We start from the raw sequence: 25,882 nt of genomic DNA on the forward strand, positions 1-25,882 counted from the left end.
TCCGTGTAGTCCTCAGATCCCCACCGTGAAGCTTTGGGTCCAGCTCTGCATGTCGCTCACGATGCTGGCCCACATTCCTGTGACGAGCAGCAGGCCGGTCAGGATCAGCATGCCTCCGCCGATGCGCATCACCCATGCATAGTGCTTCTTCACCCAGCCGAATGCGCCGAGCGCCTTGCGGAAGGCGATCGCGGTGAGGATGAACGGCAGGCCGAGCCCGATGCAGTAGGCGACGGTCAGCAGCGCGCCCCGGCCGGCGCTCGCCTGGTCGAGGGAGAGCGTGGTGACGGCGGCGAGGGTCGGGCCCATGCAGGGGGTCCAGCCGACGCCGAAGAGCACGCCGAGCAGCGGGGCGCCGACCAGGCCCGCCGTCGGCTTCTTGTGGAAGCGGAACTCCCGCATCGTCAGACCCGGGATGGCTCCCATGAAGAAGAGGCCGAGAACGATCACCAGGCCGCCCAGGACCCGCGAGATGATCTCGTTGTTCTCCCGGAGGGTCTCGCCGAAGTAGCCGAAGAGCGCTCCGGTGGAGACGAAGACCGCGGTGAAGCCGGCGATGAACAGGAGCGCGCCCGCCAGCATCCGTCCGCGCCGGGCCTCGGCGAGGTCGGCGCCGCTGACGCCGGTCACGTAGGAGAGGTAGCCGGGGACCAGCGGGAGCACGCAGGGCGAGAAGAAGGAGACCAGTCCGGCGAGGACCGAGATGGGCAGCGCCAGCAGCAGGGCCCCGCTCAGGACGGTGGTGTTCACGCCGGTCACCTCGGCGGCGAGTACGTACTCGACCACGAGGTCACTGCTCCGCGAGGATCGGGTCGATCATCGAACGCAAGTGCTCCTCGCCCACCGGGGCCAGGGTGCGGGCGGCGATCCTGCCCTCCTTGTCGATGATGATCGTGGAGGGGATCGCGTTCGGGTTGAGCGTGCCCTTGGGGAAACGGAGCATCAGCTTCCCGGCGGGGTCGTACAGGCTCGGGTAGGTGATCCCGTACGTCTCTTCGAAGGCCTTCGCGTTCTGCGTGCTGGTGTCGCGGGTGTTGATGCCGACGAAGGCGACGTCCTTGCCGGCGTCGGCCAGTTCCTTGGAGACCTTCGCGAAGCTGGGGGCCTCGGCGCGACAGGGCGGGCACCAGGAGCCCCAGACGTTGAGGACGACGACCTTGCCCTTGAGGGTGGTGGTGTCGAGGGTCTTGCCGTCGACGGTCTCGCCGTCCAGCTTCGGGGCCTCGTCCCGCTCGCCCCTGGCCACCTTGGAGATGCCGCTCGGCCCCGTGACGTAGTTGCCGCCGGAGCTGCTGGACTTGCCGCCGCCGTCCGATCCGCCGCAGGACGTCAGCGTCATGACGCCCGCGACGGTCGCCGCGGTCAGCAGGAGGACGCGGCCGCTGGTCGAACGGCGGCTACATCGACGGACACGGGCGCGGCTAAGGCTCATGTGAAAAGTTTCGCATGAGCAATTCGTGGATCTACCGCGCCCCCCGCGGGGATGTCAATGCCCTGGTCAGGCGATGGCCGGGATGTGGCCGGCGGCGGCGCGGCGGCCGGAGGACCGCCGGAGGACCGCCATGGACCGCCATGGACGACCGCCATCGACGACCGCCGGACGACAGCCATGGACGGCAGCCGGCCCGGCCGGGAGTCGAGCGCCGGCGGTCAGGCCGCGGCCAGGTACGCGCTCCAGCCGCCGGCCGGCGCCTGGCCGGGGGCCAGACCGCGAAGCCTGGCGAGCACCTTGGGGTCCTGCACTTCCAGCCACTCGGTGAACTGCCGGAACGATACGAGCCGTACATCCCTTTTGTCCGCCATGCCCTTGAGTGCCTCCTCGACGGCGTCCATGTAGATGCCGCCGTTCCACTGCTCGAAGTGGTTGCCGATGAACAGCGGCGCGCGATTGGTCTCGTAGGCCCGCCGGAAGCCTCCGAGGTACGTGGCCGTGGCCTGGGTGCGCCAAGCCGGATAGTTGGCGGGCACGCCGTGCGTGGTGTTCTTCGACTGGTTGGCGAGGATGTTGTAGTCCATCGACAGCACCTCGAAGGAGTGTCCCGGGAAGGGCAGGGACTGGAGCGGCAGGTCCCAGAGGCCCGACCTGCGCACGGGCCAGACCTGGAGGCCTCCGGGCGAGCTGGAGTCGTAGCGCCAGCCGAGCCTCTGGGCGGTCGGCAGGAGGTTGTCCCGGCCGAGGAGACAGGGGGTACGGGCGCCGATCAGCTCTTTGCGGCAGTCGAAGGGCAGCGGGTCGAGGTCGGTGAAGCCGGTGTTCGTGCGCCAGTTGGTGACGAACGACACGGCCTGGTCCATCTCGCTCTGCCAGTCGGCCGGGGTCCACTTGCCCACGGAGCCGGAGCCCCCGCAGAAGTGGCCGTTGAAGTGCGTGCCTATCTCGTGCCCGTCGAGCCAGGCCTCGCGGACGTGCGTGAGGGTGGAGCGGACGTTCTCGTCCTTGAGGTAGCCGATGTCCGAGGCCCCCACGGGGTTGTTCGGCGGCCGGTAGAGGGCCTTCTTCGACTCGGGCAGCAGATAGAGGCCGGAGAGGAAGAAGGTCATGGCGGCGCCGTGATCCCTGGCCAGCTTGAGGAAGCGCGGGAAGAGGCCGTTGCCGATCTCTCCCGCGCCGTCCCAGCTGAAGACGACGAACTGCGGCGGGGTCTCACCCGGCTGGAGCGGCACGGGCGGGGCCGGCTGGTTCGGCTGCGGGCCGGTGTCGGCGGTGGAGCCGTCACCGATGGGCCGGGGCGCCGGCTTCCCGCCGGGCTTGGGGTTCCTGATCGACCCGGGGGCGCCGGGCTCGGCCTTGCCGGGTGATCCGCAGCCCGCGATCCCCACCGCGGCGGCAGCCCCAAGTCCGAGCCCGAGCACTCCCCTTCGACTGAAGTCGCGCATGCCACCGTCCCCCCCCTCGTCACTTGCAAGACCTGCCAAATCCCCTGTGAACGGACAATTTGGAGCGACTTGCAGCACTGGAACGGTGATTCCCGGCGCAACTTGTATTTATTTAGGTAAAGCTGTAACGGTTCGTAACAGAGCGCCGATCAAGGACCACGACGAGGCGACGAGCCGTCAGGCGGTCAGGCGGTCAGGCGGTCAGGCGGTCAGGCGGTCAGGCGCCGAACGCCTTGGACCCACCCTTCACCGGCTTCGCTCCCGCCAGGAGATGCGCCGGGACAAGGTCCCGGGCCGGCTCGCTGTAGCCCACCGACATCAGCTTGTCGCCCTGGAACGTGAAGGACGTCAGCGAGGCGAGTGTGCACTGGCGGCGGCGCGGGTCGTGCCACAGCCGGCGCTTCTCCGCGAAGCTGCGCACGATCCAGATCGGCAGCTGGTGACTGACCGCCACCGCCTCATGACCGCGGGCCGCATCGCGCGCGGCCTCCACCGCGCTCATCATCCGGACCACCTGCTCGACGTACGGCTCGCCCCAGGAGGGCTTGAACGGGTTCGTCAGGTGCTTCCAGTTGCCGGGCTTGCGCAGCGCGCCGTCACCGACGCCGAAGGTCTTGCCCTCGAAGACGTTCTCCGCCTCCAGCAGCCGCCCGTCGGTCGCCAGGTCCAGGCCGTGGGCCTTGGCGATCGGCTCCGCCGTCTCCTGCGCCCGCTCCAGCGGGGAGGACACCACGTAGGCGATGTCCCGGCTCTTGAGGTGCTCGGCGACGCGGTCCGCCATCTGCCGGCCCAGCTCGGAGAGGTGGTAACCCTCGCGGCGCCCGTACAGGACCCCGTCCGGGTTGTGCACCTCGCCGTGGCGCACCAGGTGCACGACGGTGATGTCGGGCGTCACGTCGCGGGCATCGCGGGCGTCGCGGCCTTCGTTGCTCATGCGGTGGCCTCCGCGGCTGCTCGGGCGGCGGCGGGCAGCGCCGCCGCGATGCGCTCGATCGCCTTCTCGTCGTGGGCGGTGGACACGAACCAGGACTCGAAGGCGGACGGCGGCAGGTAGACGCCCTGCGCCAGCATCGAGTGGAAGAAGCCGTTGAAGCGGAAGCTCTCCTGCTTCTTGGCGTCGTCGTAGTTGCGCACCTCGTCCTCGGTGAAGAAGACGGAGAACATGTTGGACGCGGTCTGCACCCGGTGCGCCACGCCCTCCTTGGCGAGCGCGCCGGTGACCAGGCCCTGGATCTCCTTCGAGACCGCGTCGACCTTCTCGTACGCGGCCGCGTCGAGCAGCCGCAGCTGCGCGAGGCCGGCGGCGGTGGCGATCGGGTTACCGGAGAGCGTGCCGGCCTGGTAGACCGGGCCGGCGGGCGCGAGGTGGCCCATGACGTCGGCGCGGCCGCCGAACGCGGCGGCGGGGAAGCCGCCGCCCATGACCTTGCCGAAGGTCATCAGGTCGGGCCTGACGCCGTCGACCCCGTACCAGCCGGCGCGGGAGGTCCGAAAGCCCGTCATGACCTCGTCGGAGATGTAGAGCGCGCCGTTCTCGCGGCAGAGGTCCGCAAGCCCCTGGTTGAAGCCCTCGGCGGGGGTCACCACACCCATGTTGCCGGGGGCGGCCTCGGTGATCACACAGGCGATCTCGCCCGGGTGCGCGGCGAAGGCCGCCCGGACCGCTTCGAGGTCGTTGTAGGGGAGGACGATCGTGTCGCCGGCCTGCGCGCCCGTCACACCGGGGGTGTCCGGCAGCGCGAAGGTCGCGAGCCCGGAACCGGCGGCGGCCAGCAGCGCGTCCACGTGACCGTGGTAGCACCCGGCGAACTTCACGACCTTGGCGCGGCCGGTGAAGCCTCGCGCCAGCCGGATCGCCGACATGGTGGCCTCCGTCCCCGACGAGACGAGCCTCACCTGCTCGACCGGTGCGATGCGCTCGACGATCTCCTCGGCCAGCGCCACCTCTCCCTCGCCGGGCGTGCCGAAGGAGGTGCCGCGGGCGACGGCCGCCTGGACCGCCTCGATCACCTCGGGGTGGGAATGGCCGAGGATCATCGGTCCCCACGAGCACACGAGGTCGACGTACTCGCGACCGTCGGCATCGGTGAGGTACGGACCGGTGCCGGACACCATGAACCGGGGCGTACCGCCCACGGCGCGGAAGGCGCGCACAGGAGAGTTCACGCCGCCGGGGGTCACGAGGGAGGCGCGCTCGAAGAGCGTCTGCGAAACTGGGGCTTCATACGGGTACGGGTAGCTCACACCAGCCATGGTCTCAGAGGCCGCGACAGACTTGCGGGCGGGCGTTTCACCGCGTCGCCGCGGGGGAGGTCACTGCCATGATGATCAGGCTGCGTGGCGGGGGCCGCGGAGCCGGGGCGAGCAAGACCAGTCGGGTGGAGATATGCAACGCGGTGGTGGACCGGGCGAGGGTACGGACGGCCTCGATCCGCAGCGCGCCCGCGAAGCCCGCGAGGCCCGCCGGCGGGGCAAGCACCGCCGCCGCGGCACCGAGGCGGCGGACGCCGTCCCGGAGCCCGCGTCGCCGTCGGACGACCTCCCCAAGGGTCGCGGTATGGGAGTGACGTACAAGTACTTCGGCGCCCCGGACGGCGCCACGGCGGCCCGGGTCCCGGTCACGATGCGGCCGGAGGAGCTCGGCGGCGACGAACTCGGCATGGGCGGCCTCTTCACCAAGATCAAGCCGGAGACGGTCGCCGCGATGGTCCTGACCGGCATCGAGGGCATACCCCTGCACAAAGTGCCCCCGCTGGAGCTGGTCGTCCTCCACCCCGACTACGCGGTCGTCAAGCTCCCGATGACGGTGGTCGACCCGCTGCGCGGAATCGGCGAGGAGTCGGTGGGCGCGGCCGCCTTCATCTGGTCCACGGTCCCGGACCGCGGCGGCCCGAGCGACGCCTTCAACGTCTACCAGCTGCTCCACGAATGGCAGGATTTCAGCCACCGCCTCCACGAGGCGGGCCACCAGCCGTACTGCCTGGTCTGGCCCTGACCTGACCTGATCTTCCGCCACCCGTGGGCGGCCTTCCGCGGGGTTTCCCCTTCGCAGGCGACGACGGCCCCGGGCACGGCGTCCGGGGCCGTCTCGCACCTCCCCGCCCGCGGGGACTCACGCCTCAGGTGTGCAGACGGCTGCGGGGGCGGCTTGCGGGCGGGCGCCATCCGCCCCCCCTCACTGCGTAGTCGACGTGATGCAGAGTGTCACCGCGCGTGTCAGCGTGGTCCGAGGAATCCGCACGGAATCCGCACCCCACGCAGCACAAGGAGAGCCGCCATGGACGGTACGCAGGACAAGCATCAGGAGCAGGGGCGTCAGGAGCAGGGGCGTCAGGAGCAGGGCAAGGGCCGCGAACCCCAGGGGCACCAGCGCTCCGGAGACCCCGCGCACCCGCAGCCGGGCAAGCCGTCCCGCGAGCAGGAGCAGAAGCGGGGCCAGAAGCAGACCTCGCGCCGCCGCGAGGACGACCTGCTGCGTGAAGAGGACCTGCACGACGAGAACCTCTGACCCGAGCACCACTCGCCCACACCCCCAGAGCCCGGCCGGTCCACAGGCACCCCGGCCGGGCTCTGTCACGTCACTCACATAGACCGTTTTTTCTTATTTACAGCTCATTACTGCGAAATATGCGTGACTCCTCCCGCATGACCGCGTATCACTACCTCGGGCGGGAGCCGCTCTCGGCCCCCTCACAGGGGGTGCCTGCGCGGGGGCGCAGGCAGGGGGCTCGGCCCCTGCGCCGCCATCGTCGCGGGCGCTCGGGATCTCCTTCGGGAGGACTGAGACCCGAAGCAACAAGAAAGGTCCTGCTATGGCATTGGATGTCATCCAGTCGGCTCCACCCGACAGACGGCCTAGACGCAATCTGTTCAAACGGCGAGCGCTCGCCCTGTTCCCCGCAGCGCTCCTGGCGGCGGCGGCCCTGGTCCCGAACCTCGCTCACGCCCTGGAAGCCCCCGTGAACCTGGGGACCGCCACCAATTACGCGGTCCTGGCCGGTTCGACGGTCACCAACACGGGCCCCACCGTCATCAACGGCGATCTGGGGCTCCACCCGGGCACATCGGTGACCGGCTTCCCGCCCGGCATCGTCAACGGAACGCAGCACATCACCGACGCCGCCGCCGCTCAGGCGAAGTCCGACCTCGTGATCGCCTACAACGACGCGGCAAGCCGGGGACCCGGCACCGCCACTCCGCCCGATATCGGCGGACAAACGCTGGCGCCCGGCGTCTACACGGCCTCGTCGACACTGAACCTCACCGGAACGGTCACTCTTGACGGCCAGAACAACCCCGAGGCCGTCTTCATCTTCCAGATCCCCTCGACCCTGATCACGGCTCCGAACAGCGTCGTAGCCCTGATCAACGGAGCAAATGCCTGCAACGTGTTCTGGCAGGTGGGCAGCTCCGCCACGCTCGACACGAACACCCAGTTCAAGGGCAACATCCTGGCCCTGACATCCATCACGCTGAACACCGGCGCCGTGCTCGAGGGCCGCGCCCTGGCGCGCAATGGCGCGGTTACGCTGGACACCAACACCATCACGAGGGCGGCCTGCGCCGTTGGCCCGCCCGGGCCGAGCGGGCCTCCCGGCCCGACCGGCTCGCCCGGCCCGACCGGCGCCCCCGGACCGACCGGCGCGCCCGGCCCGACGGGTGCCCCTGGTCCGACGGGAGCCCCCGGCCCCGACGGCAGCCCCGGCCCGACCGGCGCCCCCGGCCCGACGGGTGCCCCCGGCCCCGACGGTAGCCCCGGCGCCCCCGGCCCGACGGGTGCCCCTGGTCCGACGGGAGCCCCCGGCCCCGTCGGCAGCCCCGGCGCCCCTGGTCCCGACGGCAGCCCCGGCGCCCCCGGCCCGACCGGTGCCCCCGGACCGACCGGTGCCCCCGGCCCCGTGGGTTCCGCCGGACCCGTCGGCCCCGCCGGCCCTGCCGGACCCGTAGGACCCGCCGGCCCTGCCGGACCCGCCGGACCCGCCGGACCCGCTGGACCCGCAGGACCCGCCGGGCCCAAGGGGCCTCGCGGCGACAAGGGTGAAAAGGGTGACTCGGGCGATCACGACCACGACCACGGTCACGGCGACGAGGGCGACCACGGTCGCGACGACGACCACGGCAAGCCCGGCCACGGTCCCGACGGCCCCGGCCACGGTCCCGAGGGCCCCGGCCACGGTCCCGAGGGCCCCGGCCAGGGCAAGCCCCCGTGGGCCGACTTCCTGCCGGGCGGCCTCGACGATCCTCTGGGCCAGTTCCTTCCCGGCCACACCGCCAAGAGCATCAACTTCGCGCCCGTGAGCGCCACCACCGGCCAGCAGCCGAAGGGGGCGTCGCCGAACCTCGCCTCGACCGGCTCAAGCAGCGAGTCCGGCAGCGAGGCCGGCATCATGACCGCCACTGCAGCCGCGCTGGCATTCATCGGAGGCTCGGCCATCTTCGCCATGAAGTGGACCCGGCGAGGTACCACGACCCGATAGGACCAGCCGATCGCAGGCGTGACCGTCTCCCGTCCCGTCCGGTCACCGACAGCTCCGTACTCATCGGCGGCAGGGGCTGAAGCTCGATCAGACACAGAGGGACGTCGGGTCCGCCGTTCGGCGGCTGAGCCCCTGGACACTCCGTCCAGGGGCTCAGCCGTGCTCGCGACGATCGTCTGCGGGCGTCTCGCCGGAACTCCGCGCCTGCGTACGCCTCCATGGCTTCTCCGACGACATTCCCGGTCAGGACCGGCTCAGCGCCGGGGCCTGGGCCTGGGCCTGGGCCTGGTCCTGGTCCTGGTCCTGTAGCTGCCCGAACGCCGCCGCCGGACGGGAAGACCGTGACGTGTTGCCCTGACGGTACGGCCGGGCCACCGAAGCCCCTCCCCCGGCCGGCCGGCATCAGGCCAGTGGGTGTCCTGCCGGATCAGGCCGGATCCTGCGGCCAGCCCGGTCTGGCCGCAGGACAACCCTGGGATACACCCCACGTCGACGCCCGCCGCACTGGCATAGCGTGGCCCGATGGAGACACGCGTACGCCTGGAGCCCTGGAGCGCCGACGACTTCTGGCTGCTGGAGCGGAAGAACGAGCCCGCCATGACCGCGCACCTCGGTGGCCCCGAACCCGCCGCGAAGCTCGCCGACCGGCAGCGGCGGTACGAGGCCATGAGCGCGCGGGAGCCGGCCGCGGGACGGATGTTCCGGGTCGTGCGGGAGGCCGCCGGGCGGGACGAGAGCGTCGGATCCGTCGGCTTCTGGGAGCGGGAGTGGCAGGGCCTGTCGGTCTACGAGGCCGGCTGGGGCGTCCTGCCCGAGTTCCAGGGCCGGGGGCTGGCCGTGGCCGCGCTGACGGAACTCCTGGTCTACGTCCGCACCCACGGCTCCCGTGACAGCGTTCACGCCTTCCCTGGCACCGACCACCCGGCGTCCAACGCGGTGTGCCGGCGCGCCGGGTTCGAGTGCCTGGGGGAGGTCGTCTTCGAGTACCCGCCCGGAGTGCCCCACCCGAGCTTCGACTGGCGCCACCAGGTGAACCGGGCCGAGCCGGTCTGGCCGGTGGACCGGGCCGAGCCGGTGGGCCCCCGCGGACCAGGGGATCCGGTGGGGCCGCAGGGTGGGATCACGCCGTCAGGATGATGCGGCCGCGGACCCCCGGCGTCCCGAGGTGCGCGTGCGCCTTCGCGGCCTCGCCCAGGGGGAAGGTCCGCGACACCCGGAGGGTGAGCGCGCCCGCGTCGACCAGGGACACCAGACGGGCCAGGTGCGCCCCGTCCGCCGCGACCTCCTGCTCCTCGACCCGGATGCCGCGCTCCGCGGCCGGGGCGTGCTGAGGGATCAGGCCGACGTAGACCCCGCCGTCACGTACGAAGGGCAGCGCGGCCTCCCCCAGGACGGCCGCGTCCAGGACCCCGTCCACCGGCCCGGCCGGAGCCGAGCCGCGCGGGACGAAGCCGGTCGCGCCCAGCGAGCGTACGAAGGTCTCGTCCTGCGCACCCGCCAAGCCCGTCACCACCAGGCCGGCCCGAGCCGCGAGCTGGACCGCGAGCCCGCCGACCACGCCCGCGGCGCCGGTGACCAGCACCGAAGAGCCGGGGGCGAGCCCCAGCAGGTCCACCGCACGCCCGGCGGTCAGCCCGCCGAGCGGGAGCCCCGCCGCGGTGACGGCGTCCACGGTGGCCGGTGCGGCCGCCACGGCGGTGGCGTCGAGCACCACGTACTCGGCGTGCGTGCCCAGCGGCTTCACCATCCCGTAGTGCAGCCCCACGACCCGGTCACCGCGGCTCCAGCCGGTCACGTCCGCGCCGACCTCGTCGATCTCCCCGGCCACGTCCCAGCCGAGGCCGAGCCGCTGCCCGGCGCCGCCGAAGACGCCGCCGCGGACCGCGCCGTCGACCGGATTGACCCCCGCGGCCCGGACCCGGACACGGACCTGGCCCGCCGCCGGGCGGGGTACCGGGACCTCGGCCAGCTCGACGCGCTCAGGGCCGCCGAAGTCCGTCACCACGGCCGCCAGCATCGTCGTCGTCGTTGTCTGCTCGCTCATCTCACTTCTCCCATTCGTCCATCGGCTCATCGGCTCGTTGGCTCGTTGGCTCGTTGGCTCATTGGCTCTCGCTCATTCGCGATGAGCACTAACCTAGGGAGAGGTACTCTCTTTTCGTAAGTACGTACTTGCGGGTGCGTACCCGACCCGGAAGTGGGGCACCCATGGCCACCAGCACCGCCGCGGCCCGCCGCGAAGAAGCCCGCCTCGCCTACGACGCCTTCCTCAGGGAGTGCCCCACCGGCCAGCTCCTGGCCCGGATCAGCGACAAATGGGTCGGCCTCATCGTCAGCGCCCTCGGCCAGGCCGAGGACCGATCCATGCGCTACAGCGACCTCGGCCGCAAGATCCCCGGCGTCAGCCAGAAGATGCTCACGCAGACCCTGCGCTCACTGGAACGCGACGGCCTCGTCACCCGCACCGTCACCCCCACCGTTCCCGTCCGCGTCGACTACCGGCTCACCGATCTCGGCAGCAGCCTCGGCGGCCTCCTGTCCTCCGTGAAGCTGTGGGCCGAGAACCACTTCGACGAGGTCAGCGCCCATCGCGACACCTTCGACCAGGCCGCCGCGACCTCGTAAAATCGGCCGCGGCGACCACCTGGGCAATGGCATGCTGACAGGGTGAACGGACCCGGCATTCAGCTCACCCTCGCGCCCGAACTGCGCCTCTTCGCCTCGCCCAGCCGGCGCGCCGAACGCGTACCGACCCCGACCGACGGCGCCTCCAGCCTCGGCCATGTCGTCGAGTCGGCCGGCGTCCCGCTCACCGAGGTCGGCCGCCTCCTCGTCGACGGCCACGAGGTGCCCGTCTCCTACGTCCCCCAAGACGGCGAGAACGTCGAGGTGTTCGGCGTCGACCGGCCCCAACAGGTGCCCGGCGCCCCGCTTCGCTTCCTCCTCGACGTCCACCTCGGTACGCTCGCCCGCCGCCTGCGCCTGCTCGGCGTCGACGCCGCCTACGAGAACGAGGACATCGGCGACCCCGCCCTCGCCACCCGCTCCGCCGCAGAACAGCGCGTCCTGCTCTCCCGCGACCGCGGCCTGCTGCGCCGCCGCGAACTGTTCGCCGGTGCGTACGTCTACAGCGACAACCCCGACGAGCAACTGCGGGACGTCCTCAGCCGTTTCGCCCCGACCCTCGCACCCTGGACCCGCTGCACCGCCTGCAACGGCCCGCTCCACGAAGCCGACAAGGACAGCGTCGGCGACCGCCTGGAACACGGCACGCACCGCACCTACGACGTGTTCGCGCAATGCGCCGAGTGCGAGCGCGTCTACTGGCGCGGCGCCCACCACGCCCGCCTGGAACGGATCGTCGACGAGGCGCTCGTCGAATTCGGCACGGCCTGACATCGCCGGGTCGGGGCCGGACCGCCGCCGCACGGCCGGCCTCCCCCGACCGGCCCGGCCCCGGCGCTCAGACCAGGCAGGCCGGACCAGGCAGCCGGACCACGCAGGCCGGACACGAGCGGCTAGAAGGCGTAGGCGTCCCCCGTGTTCAGGGCCAGGACCACGTGCTCGTTGTTCATGTGGTTCCGGTCCGTCGCGCCGCCGTTCCACCACGTGTCCACCTGCACCACCACCTCCGACGCCTGCTCCCGCAGCCCCAGCGCCAGCCCGATGTGCCGGCCCCGCCCGCGCAGCGGCAGCGGCCCCGTCTCGCACACCACCTCGTGCAGACCCGCCCGCGCACAGCCCCCCGCCAGCTCCTGCCGGTCCGCGAGATCGGCCGACAGCCGCACCCGCACCGTCGCGTTCGGCAGCGCGGCCGGGCCGTCGTTCTCCGGGACCAGCCGGATCCGCAACTGCTCCCCGGACAGGTACACCTGTCCGTGGTACGCCACATCGGCCTCCGGCCCGGCACCCGCCGACCCGGCCGCCGACGCCCACGCCGACGCCCCCGCGGGCGTACCCGTGCCGAGCGCCAGCAACCCCGCCACCACCACACTCCGTACGGCACCACGGCGCACCGCCACCACCTCCTCGCGTCCTCGCGTCCTCGCGCGGAGGCTAGCCACCGGCAGCCCGGACCGGTCGGACCATCACACGAACGAGGGCGCGCCCACCCCCATCTGCACCTCTGCGCTGCGTACCTTTGAGCCATGCTGATCGCCCGCTCCGCCGCCCTCTTCTCCCTCGCCGCCCTCCTGGAGATCGGCGGCGCCTGGCTCGTCTGGCAGGGCGTCCGCGAGCACAAGGGCTGGGCCTGGATCGGCGCCGGGGTCATCGCCCTCGGCCTCTACGGCTTCGTCGCCACCCTCCAGCCCCAGGGCGACTTCGCCCGCGTCCTCGCCGCGTACGGCGGAGTCTTCGTCGCCGGTTCCCTCGCCTGGGGCGTCGTCGCCGACGGCTACCGCCCCGACCGCTGGGACGTCGTCGGCGCGCTCGTCTGCCTGACCGGCATGGCCGTGATCATGTACGCCCCGCGCGGCCGCTGAGCCGCGCCTATGCTGGCGGTTAATCGCCCGTACGAACGACCGAACGACCGAGGAGCCCGCACATGAGCACGGCCGCCCCCCGAACCGCCGTAGTCACCGGCGCGAGCAGCGGCATCGGCGCGGCCACCGCCCGGCAGCTCGCCGCAGCCGGCTACCACGTCGTCCTCACCGCCCGCCGCAAAGACCGCATCGAGGCCCTCGCCGCCGAGCTCGCCGAGGCCGGCCACTCCGCCGCCGCCCACGCCCTCGACGTCACCGACCGCGCCGCCGTCGACGCCCTCGCGGCCTCCCTCGACCGCTGCGACGTACTCGTCAACAACGCGGGCGGCGCCATCGGAGCCGAGCCCGTCGCCACCGGCGACCCCGCCGACTGGCGCACGATGTACGAGGTCAACGTGATCGGCACGCTCAACGTCACCCAGGCCCTGCTCCCCGCCCTCACCGCTTCCGGCGACGGCACGGTCGTGGTCCTCTCCTCCACCGCCGGCCACTCCACGTACGAGGGCGGCGCCGGCTACGTCGCCGCCAAGAACGGGGCCCGCGTCCTCGCCGAGACCCTCCGCCTGGAGATCGTCGGCCAGCCCGTGCGCGTCATCGAGATCGCCCCGGGCATGGTCAAGACCGAGGAGTTCGCGAAGACCCGGTTCCGCGGGGACGCGGAGAAGGCGGAGAAGGTGTACGCGGGCGTCGCGGAGCCGCTGTCCGCCGACGACGTGGCCGACACCGTCACCTGGGCGGTCACCCGCCCCAGCCACGTCAACATCGACCTCCTGGTGGTCCGCCCCCGCGCCCAGGCCTCGAACACGAAGGTCCACCGCGAGCTCTAGAGGGCCCGTGCACTCCGCAGGTGCGGCACGAGGGCCGCCCGGGCGACGACGACACGAGCGCGGCAAGCGGCACGCGAGATCTCCCCGTGCCGCGATCAGCGTCCAGTCCGTTCGAGGCATAACCCTGCTTCTTCAAGCGGAAGTTGTCCTCGCATACGTCTCGCAGGCCCGTACGGGTGAATCCACGCGGAATGCCGGCAGGCGCGGCTACGCTCCGAAAGCGTGAGTCACGAACAGGAGGAAGCTATGGCCGTGACACAGCACGAGACCACGATCGCGGAGGCCGCCGATCGACTCTCCAGGGAGCTTCCCGGGCACCGAGTGGAGATTCTCCAGGGGAGGCTCACCGTGACACCACCTGCCGACGGGGCTCACGCGGAGTCCTTGACCTGGCTCATCGAGGAGCTGTCCGCAGCTGGAGCACGTCAAGCAGGTCTCAAATACCTGCAGGGCATCGGTCTGTGGCTGCCCTCCGGGCCGGGCGACTTCGCGGTACCCGACCTCTCCCTCGTCGAGGCCGACTACCGCGACGCACACGTCGAGAAGAACTGCTTCGCCCCGCACGCCTTCCGCATGGTCCTGGAGGTCACCTCCTCCAACTGGTCCGACGACCTGGGCACCAAAGTCGACTGCTACGCCCAGGCCGGCGTCCCCGTCTACCTCGTGGCCGACCGCCGCCATGACGAAGCCGTCCTCTTCACCGACCCCCGCGCCGGCGCCTACCGCTCCCGCAAGCCCTTCAAGCGCGGCATGTCCATCCCCCTCCCCGAGTCCACCGGCATCACACTCGAACTGCCCGTGGACCGTCTCCTCGACGGCGACGAGGACTAAGTCCTTTCGCGGCCATGTGACATTCCGCCATACGTTCGAGTGAACGACACTCGATCGACCCACCGCACGCCGCGCCCCCACCTAGGTTCAGCCTCAACAAACGGCCCCCGACGGGATGGCAGTCCCAGCCGAGGGCCTCACCAACAGGGAAGAAGGACTTCCTTATGGCTGACCAGGACCCTAGCGCCCCCGCACACTTCATGGACCTCCAAGATCCCCGCTATGCCTACATGTTCGGCTTCATCCAAGCCGACGGTCACCTCGCACAGGGAGCAGGGCAAAAGGGGAAGCTGAGCGTCGAAATCAACGAGCGGGACATCCACATCCTGCGCGACTTCCAGGCCCTCACCCCGTACTACAGCTCCATCACCGAGCGCACCCGGGCGACCAACTTCACCGAGTCTCACAACTCCGTGACGTGGAGCCTCTGCTCCTTCGAAGCCCGGAGCACGCTCAACGAACTGGGAATCCCCTACGGACGCAAGTCGATGACGATCAAGCCGCCCCGCGTCGAATTCGCGCGCCGCGACTACCTTCGAGGGGTCATCGACGCCGACGGATCCGTCGGTTACACGGGCCAGGGCCTTCCGTTCGTCTCACTCACCACAGCCAGCACGGCAGTGGGTGCTTACCTGTGCCACTTCGCCAAGAAGGTCACAGGGGCAGAGCGCACCATCAAGCGCAACGCCCGGGACGGCGTCTACAACATCCTCTACACCAAGGAACCGGCGATGGAACTGGCCGCGCACCTGTACTACGACGGCTGCCTGGGCCTCGACCGCAAAAAGGCCAAGGCTGCCGTAATCCGCAGTTGGGTCCGGCCCACCGATATGCGCATCGCTCCGCCCCGCCGCCGCTGGACACCGAAGGACGACGAGACTCTTCTGGCGTTGAACGACCCCGCCGCAGCCGGAATCGCCCTCGACCGGACCGAGCAGAGTTGCTCCATGCGTCTCTGGCGCCTGCGGACCGGCAAGGTCTGAGGACACGACACGGAGGGGCCCGGACCGATCACGGTCCGGGCCCCTCCGCTCCCCCGACAACTGCACCCGGGCCTCAGCCCTTGATACAGATGACCTGCTTGAGCTTGGCCACGACCTGCACGAGGTCGGTCTGCTGATCGATGACCTGCTCGATCGACTTGTACGCGCCCGGGATCTCGTCCACGACGCCGGCGTCCTTGCGGCACTCGACGCCCCTGGTCTGCTCCGCCAGGTCGCGCGCCGAGAACCTCTTCTTCGCCGCCGTACGGCTCATCTTCCGGCCCGCGCCGTGCGAGGCCGAGTTGAAGGACTTCTCGTTGCCGAGGCCCTTCACGATGTACGAACCCGTGCCCATGGAACCTGGGATGATCCCGTAGTCACCGCTGCCGGCGCGGATCGCGCCCTTGCGGGTGACCAGCAGGTCCATGCCGTCGTACCGCTCCTCCGCCACGTAGTTGTGGTGGCAGCTGATCTCCCGGTCGAAGGAGACCTTCGCCTTCCGGAACTCCTTCCGGAACACCTCCTTGAACAGGCTCATCATCACGGCACGGTTGTACTTCGCGTACTCCTGCGCCCAGAAAAGGTCGTTGCGGTACGCCTCCATCTCCGGAGTGGCCGCAAGGAAGACCGCCAGGTCCCGGTCCACGAGGCCTTGGTTGTGCGAGAGCCCACGGGCCACGCCGATGTGGAAGGCAGCCAGCTCGTTACCGATGTTCCGGGACCCCGAATGCAGCATGAGCCACACCGAACCGGACACATCTATACACACTTCACAAAAGTGATTTCCCTGGCCAAGGCTTCCCATTTGCCGCATTGCCCGGTCCCGCCGGAACTTCACCGCATCCGTGACGTAGTCGAAGCGCTCCCACAGGTCCCCGAAGCCCGCCTCCGCGAACCCGTACAGCTTCGCCGGATCCACCGCCTCGCGATGCATCCCCGCCCCCACCGGAATCGCCTGCTCGATCTTCGAGCGGAGCTTGGACAGGTCCCCCGGCAGGTCGTTCGCCGTCAGGGAGGTCTTCACCGCCGACATGCCGCAGCCGATGTCCACGCCCACCGCCGCCGGGCAGACCGCGTCCTTCATGGCGATCACCGAGCCGACGGTGGCGCCCTTGCCGTAGTGGACGTCCGGCATGACGGCCAGGCCCTTGATCCACGGAAGGGTGGCGACGTTGCGAAGCTGCTGCATCGCGCCGTCCTCGACCGACGCCGGGTCGGTCCACATCCGGATCGGAACCTTCGCCCCGGGTACCTCTACATACGACATATGGAATCAATCCCCCGAAACCAGCAGAAAAATCATAATGCGCAAAAAGCCTCGCTCTTGATCCCAAATACGACAGGGGACCGGCGCCAGCACCAGCGTGTGCGATAGACATTGTGTCCAGCCGTGCCCAAGTCGCGGCAACGCATTTTCCTGACCGTCGGGGGGCCCGCCGGTCGAAGGGAGCCAGTGGACGTGCAGCGCAAGGCGGTAGGGCGAGTCCTGCCAGGCATCGCGATGCTCACCGCGCTCGCGGCCGGCGCGGCCGGCCTGACCGGGTGCACCGGCGGGAGCAGCGGTGGAAGCACCAGCGACTCGAAGGCCGGGGGCAGCTCCGCCGCGCCCGCCCAACCGGGGAAGTACCGCAGTCTGCCCGCGCCCTGCAAGGCCGGCGTCGACAGCAAGAAGCTGAAGGTCATGCTCCCGGCCGCGGACACCCTCACGACCGAGCAGCGCGACCAGATGTACGCCGGCGTCGCGGACGCCTCCTACGACAACGACCGGCACGTCGGCTGCCGCTGGACGGCGCAGACGCCGGAGGAGACGCGGCTGCTTTCGGTCCGCTTCGAGCGTGTGGTCTCCTACGACCGGGCCGCCACCAGCGACGACGACAAGGCCAGGCAGGTCTACGTCCGCCGGCTCACCGACGCGCACCTGCCCTTCCCCGGCCCGACCGCGAGTCCCGCTCCGGCGAGTCCCACGTCCGCGGCTCCTCCGCCCGCCGCCCCCACGCCTTCCGCGGGTGCTCCGTCGCCCGGTGCTCCGTCGCCGGGAGCGCCGTCGCCGGGAGCGCCGTCCGGCAGCGTGGGCCCGTCCGCCCCGGTCGAGCTGGGATCCCGCGTCCTGGAGGGCCTCGGCAGCGAGTCCTACCTGGAGGACAAGCTCAGCCCGGCCGGGGCCACTGCGGCGCAGGCGCGCACCGTGCGGATCGTGTTCCGCACCTCGAATGTCATCGTCACGGTCGAGTACAGCGTGCAGCCGTCCCTGCCCGGAGCGGTCCCGCCGAGTGCCGAAACCCAGGACAGGACACGGCAGTTGGCGCAGGCTCTGGTCGAGCGTTTCAACGAGTGAGCGGTGCGCGCCGCGTCCGGGGGTGACGGCGCGCACAGCATGCGGGTACCCGGTCGGGCTACCGTTGCCCGGATCCCGCGTCCGAAGCACACCCCCCAAACGTACTGAAGGAACCATGCACCGATCAGCCTCGCGCCTCACCCGCGTTCTCGCCTGCGCAGCCGTCCCGGTGGTCCTCACCGTCGCCGGGTGTTCCTCCGACTCGGGCAAGGACTCGGGCTCGAACGGCGGCAAGAAGTCCGATTCCTCCTCGTCCGCGAAGCCCAACGCGAAATCCTCCCCGGCGCTGGAGAAGGCGGCCTTCGCCGCGCTTCCGGACCCGTGCAAGGCGGTCCAGACGGCGACGATAGAAGCGCTCGTTCCGGAGGCGAAGGACAAGAACGGCACGGCGACCAAGTCGAACGACCTGACCAGCCGTGCCAGCTGCTCCTGGAACGGTCTGGACGAGGACGGTCTGAAGGGCTCGCAGTACCGCTGGCTCTCGCTGTCCTTCTTCCGCTACGACTCGCACGCCTCGCTCGGCTCCGCCAACGCGCGTGCCGAGGAGCAGTACAACAAGCAGGTCGAGGCGGCGAAGACCTCCGAGGGTGCGCAGGATCCGAAGGCGGAGGCGGCGGCGGGGATCGGCGACCAGGGGACGTCGGTCGTCTACACCGTGAAGAAGGAGGTCGACTTCTCCAACACGACGATCGTGGCGCGCACGCAGAACGTGGTGATCACGCTCGACTACAACGGTGCCGCGTACGAGGGTGCCGGGGCGCCGGACCGGGCGAAGCTGCTGCAGGACGCGATCACGGCGGCGAAGGAGGCCGTGGCCTCGGTCGACACGGCGAACAAGCAGCCCGCGGAGCAGCCGCAGTCGCCGCAGCCTCAGCAGTAGAGGTCGTGGGGCGGGGCCTCCTGGGGTGCTGATATCCAGTCACCCGTACGCTGTGCCTGCCGCAGGTCCGTAAAGGCTCGATAAGCGCTCGGCGCGCAGCGCCCGGTACCCGGCGCTCGGTATGTGCTCGACAAGGGGAGGGGATCGCGTGTGGCCGCGATGCAGCTGACTCGTACGCACCGGATACTCATCGGCGTCGTGGTCGCGGGAGCCGTGGTCATCGCGGCGATCGGTTTCGCGGGCTCGTACGCCGCGGTGCGGACCCTCGCCGAGCAGAAGGGCTTCGGCAGCTTCTCGCTGGTGTTCCCGATCGGCATCGACGCGGGCATCTGTGTGCTGCTGGCGCTGGATCTGCTGCTGACGTGGCTGCGCATACCCTTCCCGCTGCTGCGGCAGACGGCGTGGCTGCTGACGGTGGCGACGATCGCGTTCAACGGTGCGGCTTCCTGGCCCGACCCGCTGGGTGTCGGGATGCATGCCGTGATCCCGGTCCTGTTCGTGGTGACGGTGGAGGCCGCGCGGCATGCGGTGGGCCGGATCGCGGACATCACCGCGGACCGTCACATGGAGGGTGTGCGGATCACTCGGTGGCTGCTGTCGCCGATACCGACGTTCAAGCTGTGGCGGCGGATGAAGCTGTGGGAGCTGCGCTCCTACGAGCAGGCGGTCGGGATGGAGCAGGACCGGCTGATCTATCAGGCGCGCCTGCAGGCGCGGTACGGGCGCTCCTGGCGGCGGAAGGCCCCGGTGGAGGCGCTGATGCCGCTGAAGCTGGCGCGGATCGGTGTTCCGCTGAAGGAGACGGCGCCGGAGGCGCTGGCGGTGGCGGGTATCGAGCCGGCGGTGCTGCCTCCGCTGAGTCAGCAGGGTGGGGCGGTGGCGCCGGCCCTGGCGGCCGCGGCCGTTGCGCCGGAGTTCGCCCAGCAGCAGCCCCAGGAGTACCAGCAGGGCCTGCAGGGCCTGCAGGGCCAGCTGGGCCTGCAGGGCCAGCAGGGCCAGCAGGGCCAGCAGGGCCAGCAGGGCCAGCAGGGCGGGGACGGTGCCCGCGGGCCGGCTGCGGTGCAGCCCCCGGCCGCCGTCACGCACGCCCCGCCGCCCTTCGCGGTGGAGCCGACGGCGATGCCCGCGGCCCACAACAGCGCCTGGTTCGCCGCGCCGCTGGCCCCGCAGGCTGCGTACGAGGGTGGTTACAACCCGCAGTACGTGGAGGGCCTGGAGCCGACGCCGGTGTCGCCGCCGATGGGCCCGGAGGAGCAGCGGCAGGTGCAGCCGGACGTCCCGATCCCCCCTCCGCGCGGCGAGGAGGGGCCGCAGGGCGCGCCCGCCCCGGGGGAGGGCGCGGACCCGGAGACCCCTGACGAGGCGGAGTTCGCCGAGGTCGCGTACAAGGTGTTCTGCGCACTGTCCGACGAGAAGCAGGACTACCCGTCGGCCGAGGCGCTCGACATACACCTCTCGGACGGTTACGGCGTGACTCACCCGCGGAGCGGTTCCCTGCTCCGCCGGATGATCCCGGCGTTCAAGCTGCGCTACAACAAGGACCGCGAGGCCGAGCACATCGCGTAGGCGGGCGCCGGCGGCTCAGGGCCGCCGGTCAGCGTCCGCCGGTCAGGCCGACCGGTCAGCGTCCGCCGGTCAGGCCGCCCGGTCAGTGGAAAGGGCCCGTACCCCTGGGGGTGCGGGCCCTTTCGCGTGCCTGCGGGATCTCAGACGGCGAGCAGCTTGCGCACGCGGTCAGCGCCGACCGCCAGCAGCAGCGTGGGCAGTCGCGGCCCGGTCTCCCGGGTCACGAGCAGCCGGTACAGCAGCGCGAAGAAGGTGCGCTGGGCGACCTTGAGCTCCGGCGTCGGCTTGGCGTCGGGCTCCAGCCCGGCCATGACCTTCGGAACGCCGTAGACGAGGGTGGTCAGTCCGTCGAGGGACCAGTGGGAGTCGAGCCCGTCGAGCAGGAGCCGCAGGGACTCGCGGCCCTCGTCGTCCAGAGACGACAGCAGCTCGGCGTCGGCCTCCTCGCGGACGAGGGTGCGCTGGTCGGCCGGGACCTGGGTGGTGATCCAGTTCTCGGCGCGGTCCAGGCGCGGTCGTACCTCGTCGAGGGAGGTGAGGGGCTTGTCCGGCTCCAGGTCGCTCAGGATGCGCAGGGTCTGCTCGTCGTGTCCGGCGGTGATGTCGGCGACGGACGCGAGTGTCCGGTAGGGCATCGGCCGGGGGGTGCGCGGCAGTTCGGCGACGGCAGTGCGCACGGCGCGGGTGTGCGCGGCGGCGTCGGCGGGCAGCACGGAGCCGTCGGCAACCTTGGCCTCCAGCTTGTCCCACTCGTCGTAGAGCCGCTGGATCTCCTGGTCGAAGGCGATCTTGAAGGACTGGTTGGGGCGGCGGCGTGCGTAGAGCCAGCGCAGCAGCTGCGGCTCCATGATCTTCAGCGCGTCGGACGGCGTGGGGACCCCGCCCTTGCTGGAGGACATCTTCGCCATGCCGCTGATGCCGACGAACGCGTACATCGGTCCGATCGGCTGCTCGCCGCCGAAGATGTGCACGATCTGGCCGCCGACCTGGAAGGACGAGCCGGGCGAGGAGTGGTCGACGCCGGAGGGCTCGAAGATCACGCCCTCGTAGGCCCAGCGCATGGGCCAGTCGACCTTCCAGACGAGCTTGCCGCGGTTGAACTCGCTGAGCTTGACCGTCTCGGTGAACTCGTCCTCGGTGCAGACGTAGGTCATCTCGGTCGTCTCGTCGTCGTACGAGGTGACCTTGGTGAAGTCCTTGCCGCACTGGCCGCAGTACGGCTTGTACGGGAAGTACCCGCCCTCGGCGCTGCTGCCGTCGTCCTCGGCGGCCGCGCCGGAGCCCTCGGCGGCCTCCAGCTCGGCTTCGTCGACCTGCTTCTGCTGGGGCTTCTTGCCGGGCTTCTGCTTGGTGCGGTACTGGTCGAGGACGGCGTCGATGTCGCCGCGGTGCTTCATCGCGTGCAGGATCTGCTCGCGGTAGACACCGGTCGTGTACTGCTCGGTCTGGCTGATGGGGTCGTACTCGACGCCCAGCTCGGCCAGCGCCTCGACCAGGGCTGCCTTGAAGTGTTCGGCCCAGCTGCCGTACTGCGATCCGGGCGGGGCGGGGACGGCGGTCAGCGGGCGGCCGATGTACTGGCCGTACGTCTCCTCGTCGACGCCGGGGATGCCGTTGGGGACCTTGCGGTAGCGGTCGTAGTCGTCCCACGAGATGACGTGGCGGACCTCGTGGCCCCGGCGGCGGATCTCGTCCGCGACCAGGTGCGGGGTCATGACCTCACGGAGGTTGCCCAGGTGGATCGGGCCGGAGGGGGAGAGTCCGGACGCGACGACGACAGGTTTGCCGGGTGCTCGGCGCTCCGCCTCGGCGATGACCTCGTCCGCGAAACGGGAGACCCAGTCGGTCTCGGTGCTGCTCTGAGCCACGACACGTCCTTCTATCTCGAATGCTGGCTTCAGCCATTCTCCCAGACGGAAGAGGCCGCTCCGAGGTTGCTCCACCGTCTGATATCCCGCGAAAGGGGCGGCCCTCGCGTGGGATACTCGGCTCTTGTCGGAACAACCAAGTGCACCCACCGGCACAACCTCACAGGAACGGCAGCTCATGGCCTCGGTCCCTTCCCTCGCTTCCTCCGTCGATCAGCGCGTCGCGGACGCCCTCGCCTCCGCTCTGCCGGAGGCCGGTGCCGCCGACCCGCTGCTGCGACGAAGCGACCGGGCCGACTTCCAGGCCAACGGGATCCTGGCGCTCGCGAAGAAGGCGAAGGCCAACCCGCGCGAGCTGGCGGCGACCGTGGTCGAGGGCATTGCGACGGGTGACCTGATCCAGGAGATCGAGGTCTCCGGTCCCGGCTTCCTCAACATCACCCTCACCGACCGGGCGATCATCGAGACCCTCGCCGCCCGGGCCGGCGACGACCGTCTGGGCGTCCCGTTCGCGGCGAATCCGGGCACCACGGTGATCGACTACGCGCAGCCGAACGTCGCCAAGGAGATGCACGTCGGCCACCTGCGGTCCGCGGTGATCGGCGCGGCGATGGTGGAGATCCTGGAGTTCACGGGCGAGAAGGTGGTCCGCCGCCACCACATCGGCGACTGGGGCACCCAGTTCGGCATGCTCATCCAGTACCTGATGGAGCACCCGCACGAGCTGGACCACAAGTCCGACGAGGAGGTCTCCGGCGAGGAGGCCATGTCCAACCTCAACCGGCTCTACAAGGCCTCGCGTGCGCTCTTCGACTCCGACGAGGAGTTCAAGACGCGGGCGCGGGCCCGGGTGGTCGACCTGCAGGCCGGTGACGCCGAGACCCTCGCCCTGTGGCAGCGGTTCGTGGACGAGTCGAAGATCTACTTCTACTCCGTCTTCAACAAGCTGGACATGGACATCCAGGACCCGGACGTGGTCGGCGAGTCCGGCTACAACGACATGCTGGTGGAGACCTGCAAGCTGCTGGAGGAGTCGGGCGTCGCCGTCCGCTCCAACGGCGCGCTGTGTGTCTTCTTCGACGACGTCAAGGGCCCGGACGGCAACCCGACCCCGCTGATCGTGCAGAAGTCGGACGGCGGCTTCGGCTACGCGGCCACCGACCTCTCGGCGATCCGCAACCGGGTCGCCGACCTGGGCGCGACCGAGTTGATCTACGTGGTCGACGCGCGGCAGTCGCTGCACTTCAAGATGGTCTTCGAGACGGCGCGCCGCGCGGGCTGGCTGAACGACGGGGTCAAGGCCGTGCAGCTGGCCTTCGGCACGGTGCTCGGCAAGGACGGCAAGCCGTTCAAGACCCGTGAGGGGGAGACCGTCCGCCTCGTCGATCTCCTGGACGAGGCCGTCGAGCGGGCCACGGCGGTCGTACGCGAGAAGGCCGAGAAGGTGGGCCTGACCGAGGCGGAGATCGTCGAGAACGGCCGGTACGTCGGCATCGGCGCGGTGAAGTACGCCGACCTGTCGACCTCGGCCGCGCGGGACTACAAGTTCGACCTGGACCAGATGGTCGCGCTGAACGGCGACACCTCGGTGTACCTCCAGTACGCGTACGCCCGGATCAGGTCCATCCTGCGCAACGCGGGCGACCGCAAGGCGGTTCCCCACCCGGAGCTGGAACTGGCCCCGGCCGAGCGTGCGCTGGGCCTGCACCTGGACCACTTCGGCGAGCTCATCGCCGAGGCGGCGGCGGACCACGCCCCGCACAAGCTGGCCGCGTACCTCTATCAGCTGGCCTCGCTGTACACGACGTTCTACGACCAGTGCCCGGTCGTGAAGCCCGAGCCGGAACTGGTCGTCGGCGAGAACCGCCTGTTCCTGTGCGAGCTGACGGCGCGCACTCTCAGCAAGGGCATGTCCCTCCTCGGGATCCGGACGCCCGAGAAGCTCTGACGTCCGGAAGGACAGAACGCACCAAAGGTCAACGACCCCGGCAGCGGCTGCCGGGGTCGTTGGCGTTTCGTGATGTTTAAGCCATCAACCATCCCCCCACCCCCATTAATCTGATCATGTTCAAAAGAAAATGCCTGGGGGGAAACAAATGAAGAAGATCAAGCGCATGGCTGCGGTCGCCGCGGTCGCCGTGGCCGGACCGACCATCCTGACCGCCACGCCCGCCATGGCCGCCGACCAGCCGGCCGTGATCGTTCCTGACGTGGCGCCGAAGGACGACGCCACCGCCGACGCCGGCGCGCCGACCACGCCCGTCGTCGAGACGCCCGTCGCCGAGAAGCCCGTCGCGGACAAGCCGGTCGCGGACAAGCCCGCGCCCGTCGTCGAGTCGCCCGCGCCGACCGCGCCGGCGCCGGCGCCCGCGGAGCAGCCCGCGAAGGACCCCAAGCCCGCCGCAGACAAGCAGCAGGTCGACGCCAACGGCATCATGATGGGCCCCGAGGTCACCGTCGCGGGCCTCCCGAAGAACGGCTTCAAGCCGGGCGGCGACTGGACCCAGCTGAAGGTGACGGTCGACAACTCGGGCGGCGACTGGGTCAACGGGCTCCAGCCCCACCTCTCGATGAGCAAGGCCGACGGCAAGCTCAAGTCCGGCCACTACGAGATCGAGACCCGCATCGTCCGCACGGACGGCAGCAGCTACTGGTGGCCCGCCACGGCGCTCGGCAAAGACGGCGACGACGGCGACACGCTCGGCTATTTCATCGGCACCGTCGGCACCCTCGACCGCGGCGCGAGCTACGACCTCGACGTGCGGATCCGCTTCACCGCGGACGCCCCGCGCATCAACTTCGAGATGTACACCGACGCCGTGAGCATCAGTGCCGACGGCTGGAACTGGGGCCCCGCCAGCTGGTACAACACCAAGATCGAAGGCGCCGAGGGCGGGGACGAGGACCCGTTCGTCGAAGGCCCTGCGCTCGCGGTGAACGGCGTACCGGAGACCGTCAAGGCCGGCGGCGACTGGACCAACCTGTCCGTTCGCGTCGACAACTCCGGCAAGAAGGCCTTGGACGGCTTCAACGTCGGCCTGGTCCTGGCCCGTCCGGACTGGGTCCCGATGAAGGGTTCCCAGGTCAAGGTCGAGGTCCTGAGCAAGGACAAGAACGGCAAGACCGGCTGGCACGAGGCCGAGATCCGGTCCGAGGAGGAGGGCGTGTTCCTCGGGGTCGACCTGGCGGGCGGCCCCGTCGCAGCCGGCCAGAGCTTCGACATCCAGGTCCGCATCCGCGTGACGGCCGACGCGCCGCTCGGCGACCTGCGCATCTCCTCCTGGGGCTCTTCCCAGGTCGGCCCGGACACCCCGACGCCGTGGGCACAGTCGCACTCCAAGGCCCGCCTGACGAAGATCGTCGCCGCCGACCCGGCCACCGGCGACCACGGCAACCAGCCGAAGCCGAACGGCGGCTCCAAGCCGATCGTCGACAACACCACCGGCCACACCGGCGGAGAACTCGCCGCCACCGGCGCCGACGCTGCCACCACCTGGGCCCTCGGCGGTGCGGGCGTGGCCCTCGCCCTGGGCGCCGCCCTGGTCGCGGGTACCGGCCGCCGCCGCCGCACCACCGCCTGAGCCGCAGCCGCAGCCGCAGCCGCAGCCGCAGCCGGATGACGACGGGCCCACGGGGAGCGCCTCCCCGTGGGCCCGCTCCTTGTCCCGCCGGGCGGGGGTTCACCCGGACGGCCCGGTTCGGGCCGTGCCGGCCGGGTAGGGGACGGCCCGTCCTTCCCCCCTCGACCATCGGA

The 25,882-nt window shown here is 70.6% G+C and carries 24 protein-coding genes; 15 read left to right on the top strand and 9 right to left on the bottom strand.

Going from position 1 to position 25,882, the window contains the following annotated elements; translation table 11 throughout:
- Positions 1 to 12 precede the first annotated feature (12 nt).
- From ACWGIF_RS15305 to hemL, 5 genes are all read right to left on the bottom strand, one after another.
- Complete coding sequence (locus ACWGIF_RS15305) at positions 13 to 786, bottom strand: cytochrome c biogenesis CcdA family protein (protein ID WP_453496638.1); 774 nt, start codon at positions 784 to 786, stop codon at positions 13 to 15.
- 4 nt (positions 787 to 790) lie between these two features.
- The gene (locus ACWGIF_RS15310; protein WP_453496641.1) at positions 791 to 1,432 is read right to left on the bottom strand and encodes a TlpA family protein disulfide reductase; all 642 of its coding nucleotides are present in this window, start codon (positions 1,430 to 1,432) and stop codon (positions 791 to 793) included.
- A gap of 218 nt (positions 1,433 to 1,650) precedes the next feature.
- Positions 1,651 to 2,877, bottom strand: a complete 1,227-nt coding sequence (locus ACWGIF_RS15315) for a hypothetical protein (RefSeq protein ID WP_453496644.1) — start codon at positions 2,875 to 2,877, stop codon at positions 1,651 to 1,653.
- 217 nt (positions 2,878 to 3,094) lie between these two features.
- Positions 3,095 to 3,811 (bottom strand): histidine phosphatase family protein, encoded by a 717-nt coding sequence (locus tag ACWGIF_RS15320; RefSeq protein WP_453496647.1) that lies wholly within the window; start codon positions 3,809 to 3,811, stop codon positions 3,095 to 3,097.
- Positions 3,808 to 5,130: a glutamate-1-semialdehyde 2,1-aminomutase gene (gene hemL, locus ACWGIF_RS15325; protein WP_453496650.1), complete on the bottom strand. Its 1,323-nt coding sequence runs from the start codon at positions 5,128 to 5,130 to the stop codon at positions 3,808 to 3,810. Before hemL ends, ACWGIF_RS15320 begins: the two co-directional genes overlap by 4 nt.
- A gap of 133 nt (positions 5,131 to 5,263) precedes the next feature.
- On the opposite strand from hemL, the gene ACWGIF_RS15330 reads away from it, so the two are divergent.
- The 4 genes from ACWGIF_RS15330 (at position 5,264) to ACWGIF_RS15345 (ending at position 9,491) form a co-directional block, all read left to right on the top strand.
- Positions 5,264 to 5,872 (top strand): hypothetical protein, encoded by a 609-nt coding sequence (locus tag ACWGIF_RS15330; protein ID WP_453496653.1) that lies wholly within the window; start codon positions 5,264 to 5,266, stop codon positions 5,870 to 5,872.
- A 282-nt stretch (positions 5,873 to 6,154) separates the two neighbouring features.
- Positions 6,155 to 6,385 (top strand): hypothetical protein, encoded by a 231-nt coding sequence (locus ACWGIF_RS15335; RefSeq protein ID WP_453496656.1) that lies wholly within the window; start codon positions 6,155 to 6,157, stop codon positions 6,383 to 6,385.
- A gap of 304 nt (positions 6,386 to 6,689) precedes the next feature.
- A complete protein-coding gene (locus tag ACWGIF_RS15340) occupies positions 6,690 to 8,354 on the top strand; it encodes an ice-binding family protein (protein WP_453496659.1) in 1,665 nt (554 codons plus the stop codon).
- A 522-nt stretch (positions 8,355 to 8,876) separates the two neighbouring features.
- Complete coding sequence (locus ACWGIF_RS15345) at positions 8,877 to 9,491, top strand: GNAT family N-acetyltransferase (protein ID WP_453496662.1); 615 nt, start codon at positions 8,877 to 8,879, stop codon at positions 9,489 to 9,491.
- Here ACWGIF_RS15345 and ACWGIF_RS15350 read toward each other — a convergent pair.
- Complete coding sequence (locus tag ACWGIF_RS15350) at positions 9,475 to 10,371, bottom strand: NADP-dependent oxidoreductase (RefSeq protein ID WP_453496792.1); 897 nt, start codon at positions 10,369 to 10,371, stop codon at positions 9,475 to 9,477. The two genes, ACWGIF_RS15345 and ACWGIF_RS15350, sit on opposite strands and share 17 nt — an antisense overlap.
- Positions 10,372 to 10,562: 191 nt before the next feature.
- Between ACWGIF_RS15350 and ACWGIF_RS15355 the strand changes: the two genes are divergently transcribed.
- On the top strand, positions 10,563 to 10,979 hold the full coding sequence (locus ACWGIF_RS15355) for a winged helix-turn-helix transcriptional regulator (RefSeq protein ID WP_453496665.1): 417 nt from the start codon (positions 10,563 to 10,565) through the stop codon (positions 10,977 to 10,979).
- 42 nt (positions 10,980 to 11,021) lie between these two features.
- Positions 11,022 to 11,750: a Mut7-C RNAse domain-containing protein gene (locus tag ACWGIF_RS15360; protein WP_453496668.1), complete on the top strand. Its 729-nt coding sequence runs from the start codon at positions 11,022 to 11,024 to the stop codon at positions 11,748 to 11,750.
- Positions 11,751 to 11,872: 122 nt separating this feature from the next.
- Here the strand turns inward: ACWGIF_RS15360 and ACWGIF_RS15365 are convergent, their stop codons facing one another.
- Entirely contained in the window at positions 11,873 to 12,370 is a 498-nt protein-coding gene (locus ACWGIF_RS15365; protein WP_453496671.1) for a hypothetical protein, read from the bottom strand.
- Between the two features lie 132 nt (positions 12,371 to 12,502).
- On the opposite strand from ACWGIF_RS15365, the gene ACWGIF_RS15370 reads away from it, so the two are divergent.
- The 4 genes from ACWGIF_RS15370 to ACWGIF_RS15385 all read left to right on the top strand — a co-directional run bounded on the left by ACWGIF_RS15370 (position 12,503) and on the right by ACWGIF_RS15385 (position 15,479).
- Positions 12,503 to 12,838 carry a YnfA family protein gene (locus tag ACWGIF_RS15370; RefSeq protein ID WP_453496673.1) on the top strand — a complete coding sequence of 112 codons (336 nt, stop codon included), beginning with the start codon at positions 12,503 to 12,505 and terminating at the stop codon, positions 12,836 to 12,838.
- A 62-nt stretch (positions 12,839 to 12,900) separates the two neighbouring features.
- Entirely contained in the window at positions 12,901 to 13,665 is a 765-nt protein-coding gene (locus ACWGIF_RS15375) for an SDR family NAD(P)-dependent oxidoreductase (RefSeq protein WP_453496676.1), read from the top strand.
- 246 nt (positions 13,666 to 13,911) lie between these two features.
- A complete protein-coding gene (locus ACWGIF_RS15380; RefSeq protein WP_453496679.1) occupies positions 13,912 to 14,496 on the top strand; it encodes a Uma2 family endonuclease in 585 nt (194 codons plus the stop codon).
- A gap of 164 nt (positions 14,497 to 14,660) precedes the next feature.
- Entirely contained in the window at positions 14,661 to 15,479 is an 819-nt protein-coding gene (locus ACWGIF_RS15385) for a hypothetical protein (protein ID WP_453496682.1), read from the top strand.
- 73 nt (positions 15,480 to 15,552) lie between these two features.
- Here ACWGIF_RS15385 and ACWGIF_RS15390 read toward each other — a convergent pair whose 3' ends face one another.
- Positions 15,553 to 16,746 (bottom strand): RtcB family protein, encoded by a 1,194-nt coding sequence (locus tag ACWGIF_RS15390; RefSeq protein ID WP_453496685.1) that lies wholly within the window; start codon positions 16,744 to 16,746, stop codon positions 15,553 to 15,555.
- Between the two features lie 192 nt (positions 16,747 to 16,938).
- Between ACWGIF_RS15390 and ACWGIF_RS15395 the strand changes: the two genes are divergently transcribed.
- The 3 genes from ACWGIF_RS15395 to ACWGIF_RS15405 all read left to right on the top strand — a co-directional run bounded on the left by ACWGIF_RS15395 (position 16,939) and on the right by ACWGIF_RS15405 (position 20,260).
- On the top strand, positions 16,939 to 17,814 hold the full coding sequence (locus ACWGIF_RS15395) for a DUF3558 domain-containing protein (RefSeq protein ID WP_453496688.1): 876 nt from the start codon (positions 16,939 to 16,941) through the stop codon (positions 17,812 to 17,814).
- 115 nt (positions 17,815 to 17,929) lie between these two features.
- Positions 17,930 to 18,694: a DUF3558 family protein gene (locus tag ACWGIF_RS15400; protein ID WP_453496690.1), complete on the top strand. Its 765-nt coding sequence runs from the start codon at positions 17,930 to 17,932 to the stop codon at positions 18,692 to 18,694.
- Positions 18,695 to 18,844: 150 nt separating this feature from the next.
- A complete protein-coding gene (locus tag ACWGIF_RS15405) occupies positions 18,845 to 20,260 on the top strand; it encodes a DUF2637 domain-containing protein (protein ID WP_453496693.1) in 1,416 nt (471 codons plus the stop codon).
- A gap of 140 nt (positions 20,261 to 20,400) precedes the next feature.
- Here ACWGIF_RS15405 and lysS read toward each other — a convergent pair whose 3' ends face one another.
- The gene (gene lysS, locus ACWGIF_RS15410) at positions 20,401 to 22,128 is read right to left on the bottom strand and encodes a lysine--tRNA ligase (protein ID WP_453496696.1); all 1,728 of its coding nucleotides are present in this window, start codon (positions 22,126 to 22,128) and stop codon (positions 20,401 to 20,403) included.
- A 178-nt stretch (positions 22,129 to 22,306) separates the two neighbouring features.
- Here lysS and argS point away from each other — a divergent pair, with 178 nt between their 5' ends.
- Together argS and ACWGIF_RS15420 are read left to right on the top strand one after the other, a co-directional pair.
- Positions 22,307 to 24,076 (top strand): arginine--tRNA ligase, encoded by a 1,770-nt coding sequence (gene argS / locus ACWGIF_RS15415; RefSeq protein WP_453496699.1) that lies wholly within the window; start codon positions 22,307 to 22,309, stop codon positions 24,074 to 24,076.
- 148 nt (positions 24,077 to 24,224) lie between these two features.
- Positions 24,225 to 25,709 (top strand): hypothetical protein, encoded by a 1,485-nt coding sequence (locus ACWGIF_RS15420; protein ID WP_453496702.1) that lies wholly within the window; start codon positions 24,225 to 24,227, stop codon positions 25,707 to 25,709.
- The last annotated feature ends 173 nt before the right edge of the window (positions 25,710 to 25,882 follow it).

This window comes from Streptomyces sp. NPDC054849 (genome assembly GCF_053610945.1).

What these genes read in the sequence shown, in the direction of transcription:
- ACWGIF_RS15310 (WP_453496641.1), bottom strand. Translation starts at nt 1,432, where the DNA reads ATGAGCCTTAGCCGCGCCCGTGTCCGTCGATGTAGCCGCCGTTCGACC.
- ACWGIF_RS15315 (WP_453496644.1), bottom strand. Translation starts at nt 2,877, where the DNA reads ATGCGCGACTTCAGTCGAAGGGGAGTGCTCGGGCTCGGACTTGGGGCT.
- ACWGIF_RS15320 (WP_453496647.1), bottom strand. Translation starts at nt 3,811, where the DNA reads ATGAGCAACGAAGGCCGCGACGCCCGCGATGCCCGCGACGTGACGCCC.
- hemL (WP_453496650.1), bottom strand. Translation starts at nt 5,130, where the DNA reads ATGGCTGGTGTGAGCTACCCGTACCCGTATGAAGCCCCAGTTTCGCAG.
- ACWGIF_RS15330 (WP_453496653.1), top strand. Translation starts at nt 5,264, where the DNA reads ATGCAACGCGGTGGTGGACCGGGCGAGGGTACGGACGGCCTCGATCCG.
- ACWGIF_RS15335 (WP_453496656.1), top strand. Translation starts at nt 6,155, where the DNA reads ATGGACGGTACGCAGGACAAGCATCAGGAGCAGGGGCGTCAGGAGCAG.
- ACWGIF_RS15340 (WP_453496659.1), top strand. Translation starts at nt 6,690, where the DNA reads ATGGCATTGGATGTCATCCAGTCGGCTCCACCCGACAGACGGCCTAGA.
- ACWGIF_RS15345 (WP_453496662.1), top strand. Translation starts at nt 8,877, where the DNA reads ATGGAGACACGCGTACGCCTGGAGCCCTGGAGCGCCGACGACTTCTGG.
- ACWGIF_RS15350 (WP_453496792.1), bottom strand. Translation starts at nt 10,371, where the DNA reads ATGCTGGCGGCCGTGGTGACGGACTTCGGCGGCCCTGAGCGCGTCGAG.
- ACWGIF_RS15355 (WP_453496665.1), top strand. Translation starts at nt 10,563, where the DNA reads ATGGCCACCAGCACCGCCGCGGCCCGCCGCGAAGAAGCCCGCCTCGCC.
- ACWGIF_RS15370 (WP_453496673.1), top strand. Translation starts at nt 12,503, where the DNA reads ATGCTGATCGCCCGCTCCGCCGCCCTCTTCTCCCTCGCCGCCCTCCTG.
- ACWGIF_RS15375 (WP_453496676.1), top strand. Translation starts at nt 12,901, where the DNA reads ATGAGCACGGCCGCCCCCCGAACCGCCGTAGTCACCGGCGCGAGCAGC.
- ACWGIF_RS15380 (WP_453496679.1), top strand. Translation starts at nt 13,912, where the DNA reads ATGGCCGTGACACAGCACGAGACCACGATCGCGGAGGCCGCCGATCGA.
- ACWGIF_RS15385 (WP_453496682.1), top strand. Translation starts at nt 14,661, where the DNA reads ATGGCTGACCAGGACCCTAGCGCCCCCGCACACTTCATGGACCTCCAA.
- ACWGIF_RS15390 (WP_453496685.1), bottom strand. Translation starts at nt 16,746, where the DNA reads ATGTCGTATGTAGAGGTACCCGGGGCGAAGGTTCCGATCCGGATGTGG.
- ACWGIF_RS15400 (WP_453496690.1), top strand. Translation starts at nt 17,930, where the DNA reads ATGCACCGATCAGCCTCGCGCCTCACCCGCGTTCTCGCCTGCGCAGCC.
- argS (WP_453496699.1), top strand. Translation starts at nt 22,307, where the DNA reads ATGGCCTCGGTCCCTTCCCTCGCTTCCTCCGTCGATCAGCGCGTCGCG.
- ACWGIF_RS15420 (WP_453496702.1), top strand. Translation starts at nt 24,225, where the DNA reads ATGAAGAAGATCAAGCGCATGGCTGCGGTCGCCGCGGTCGCCGTGGCC.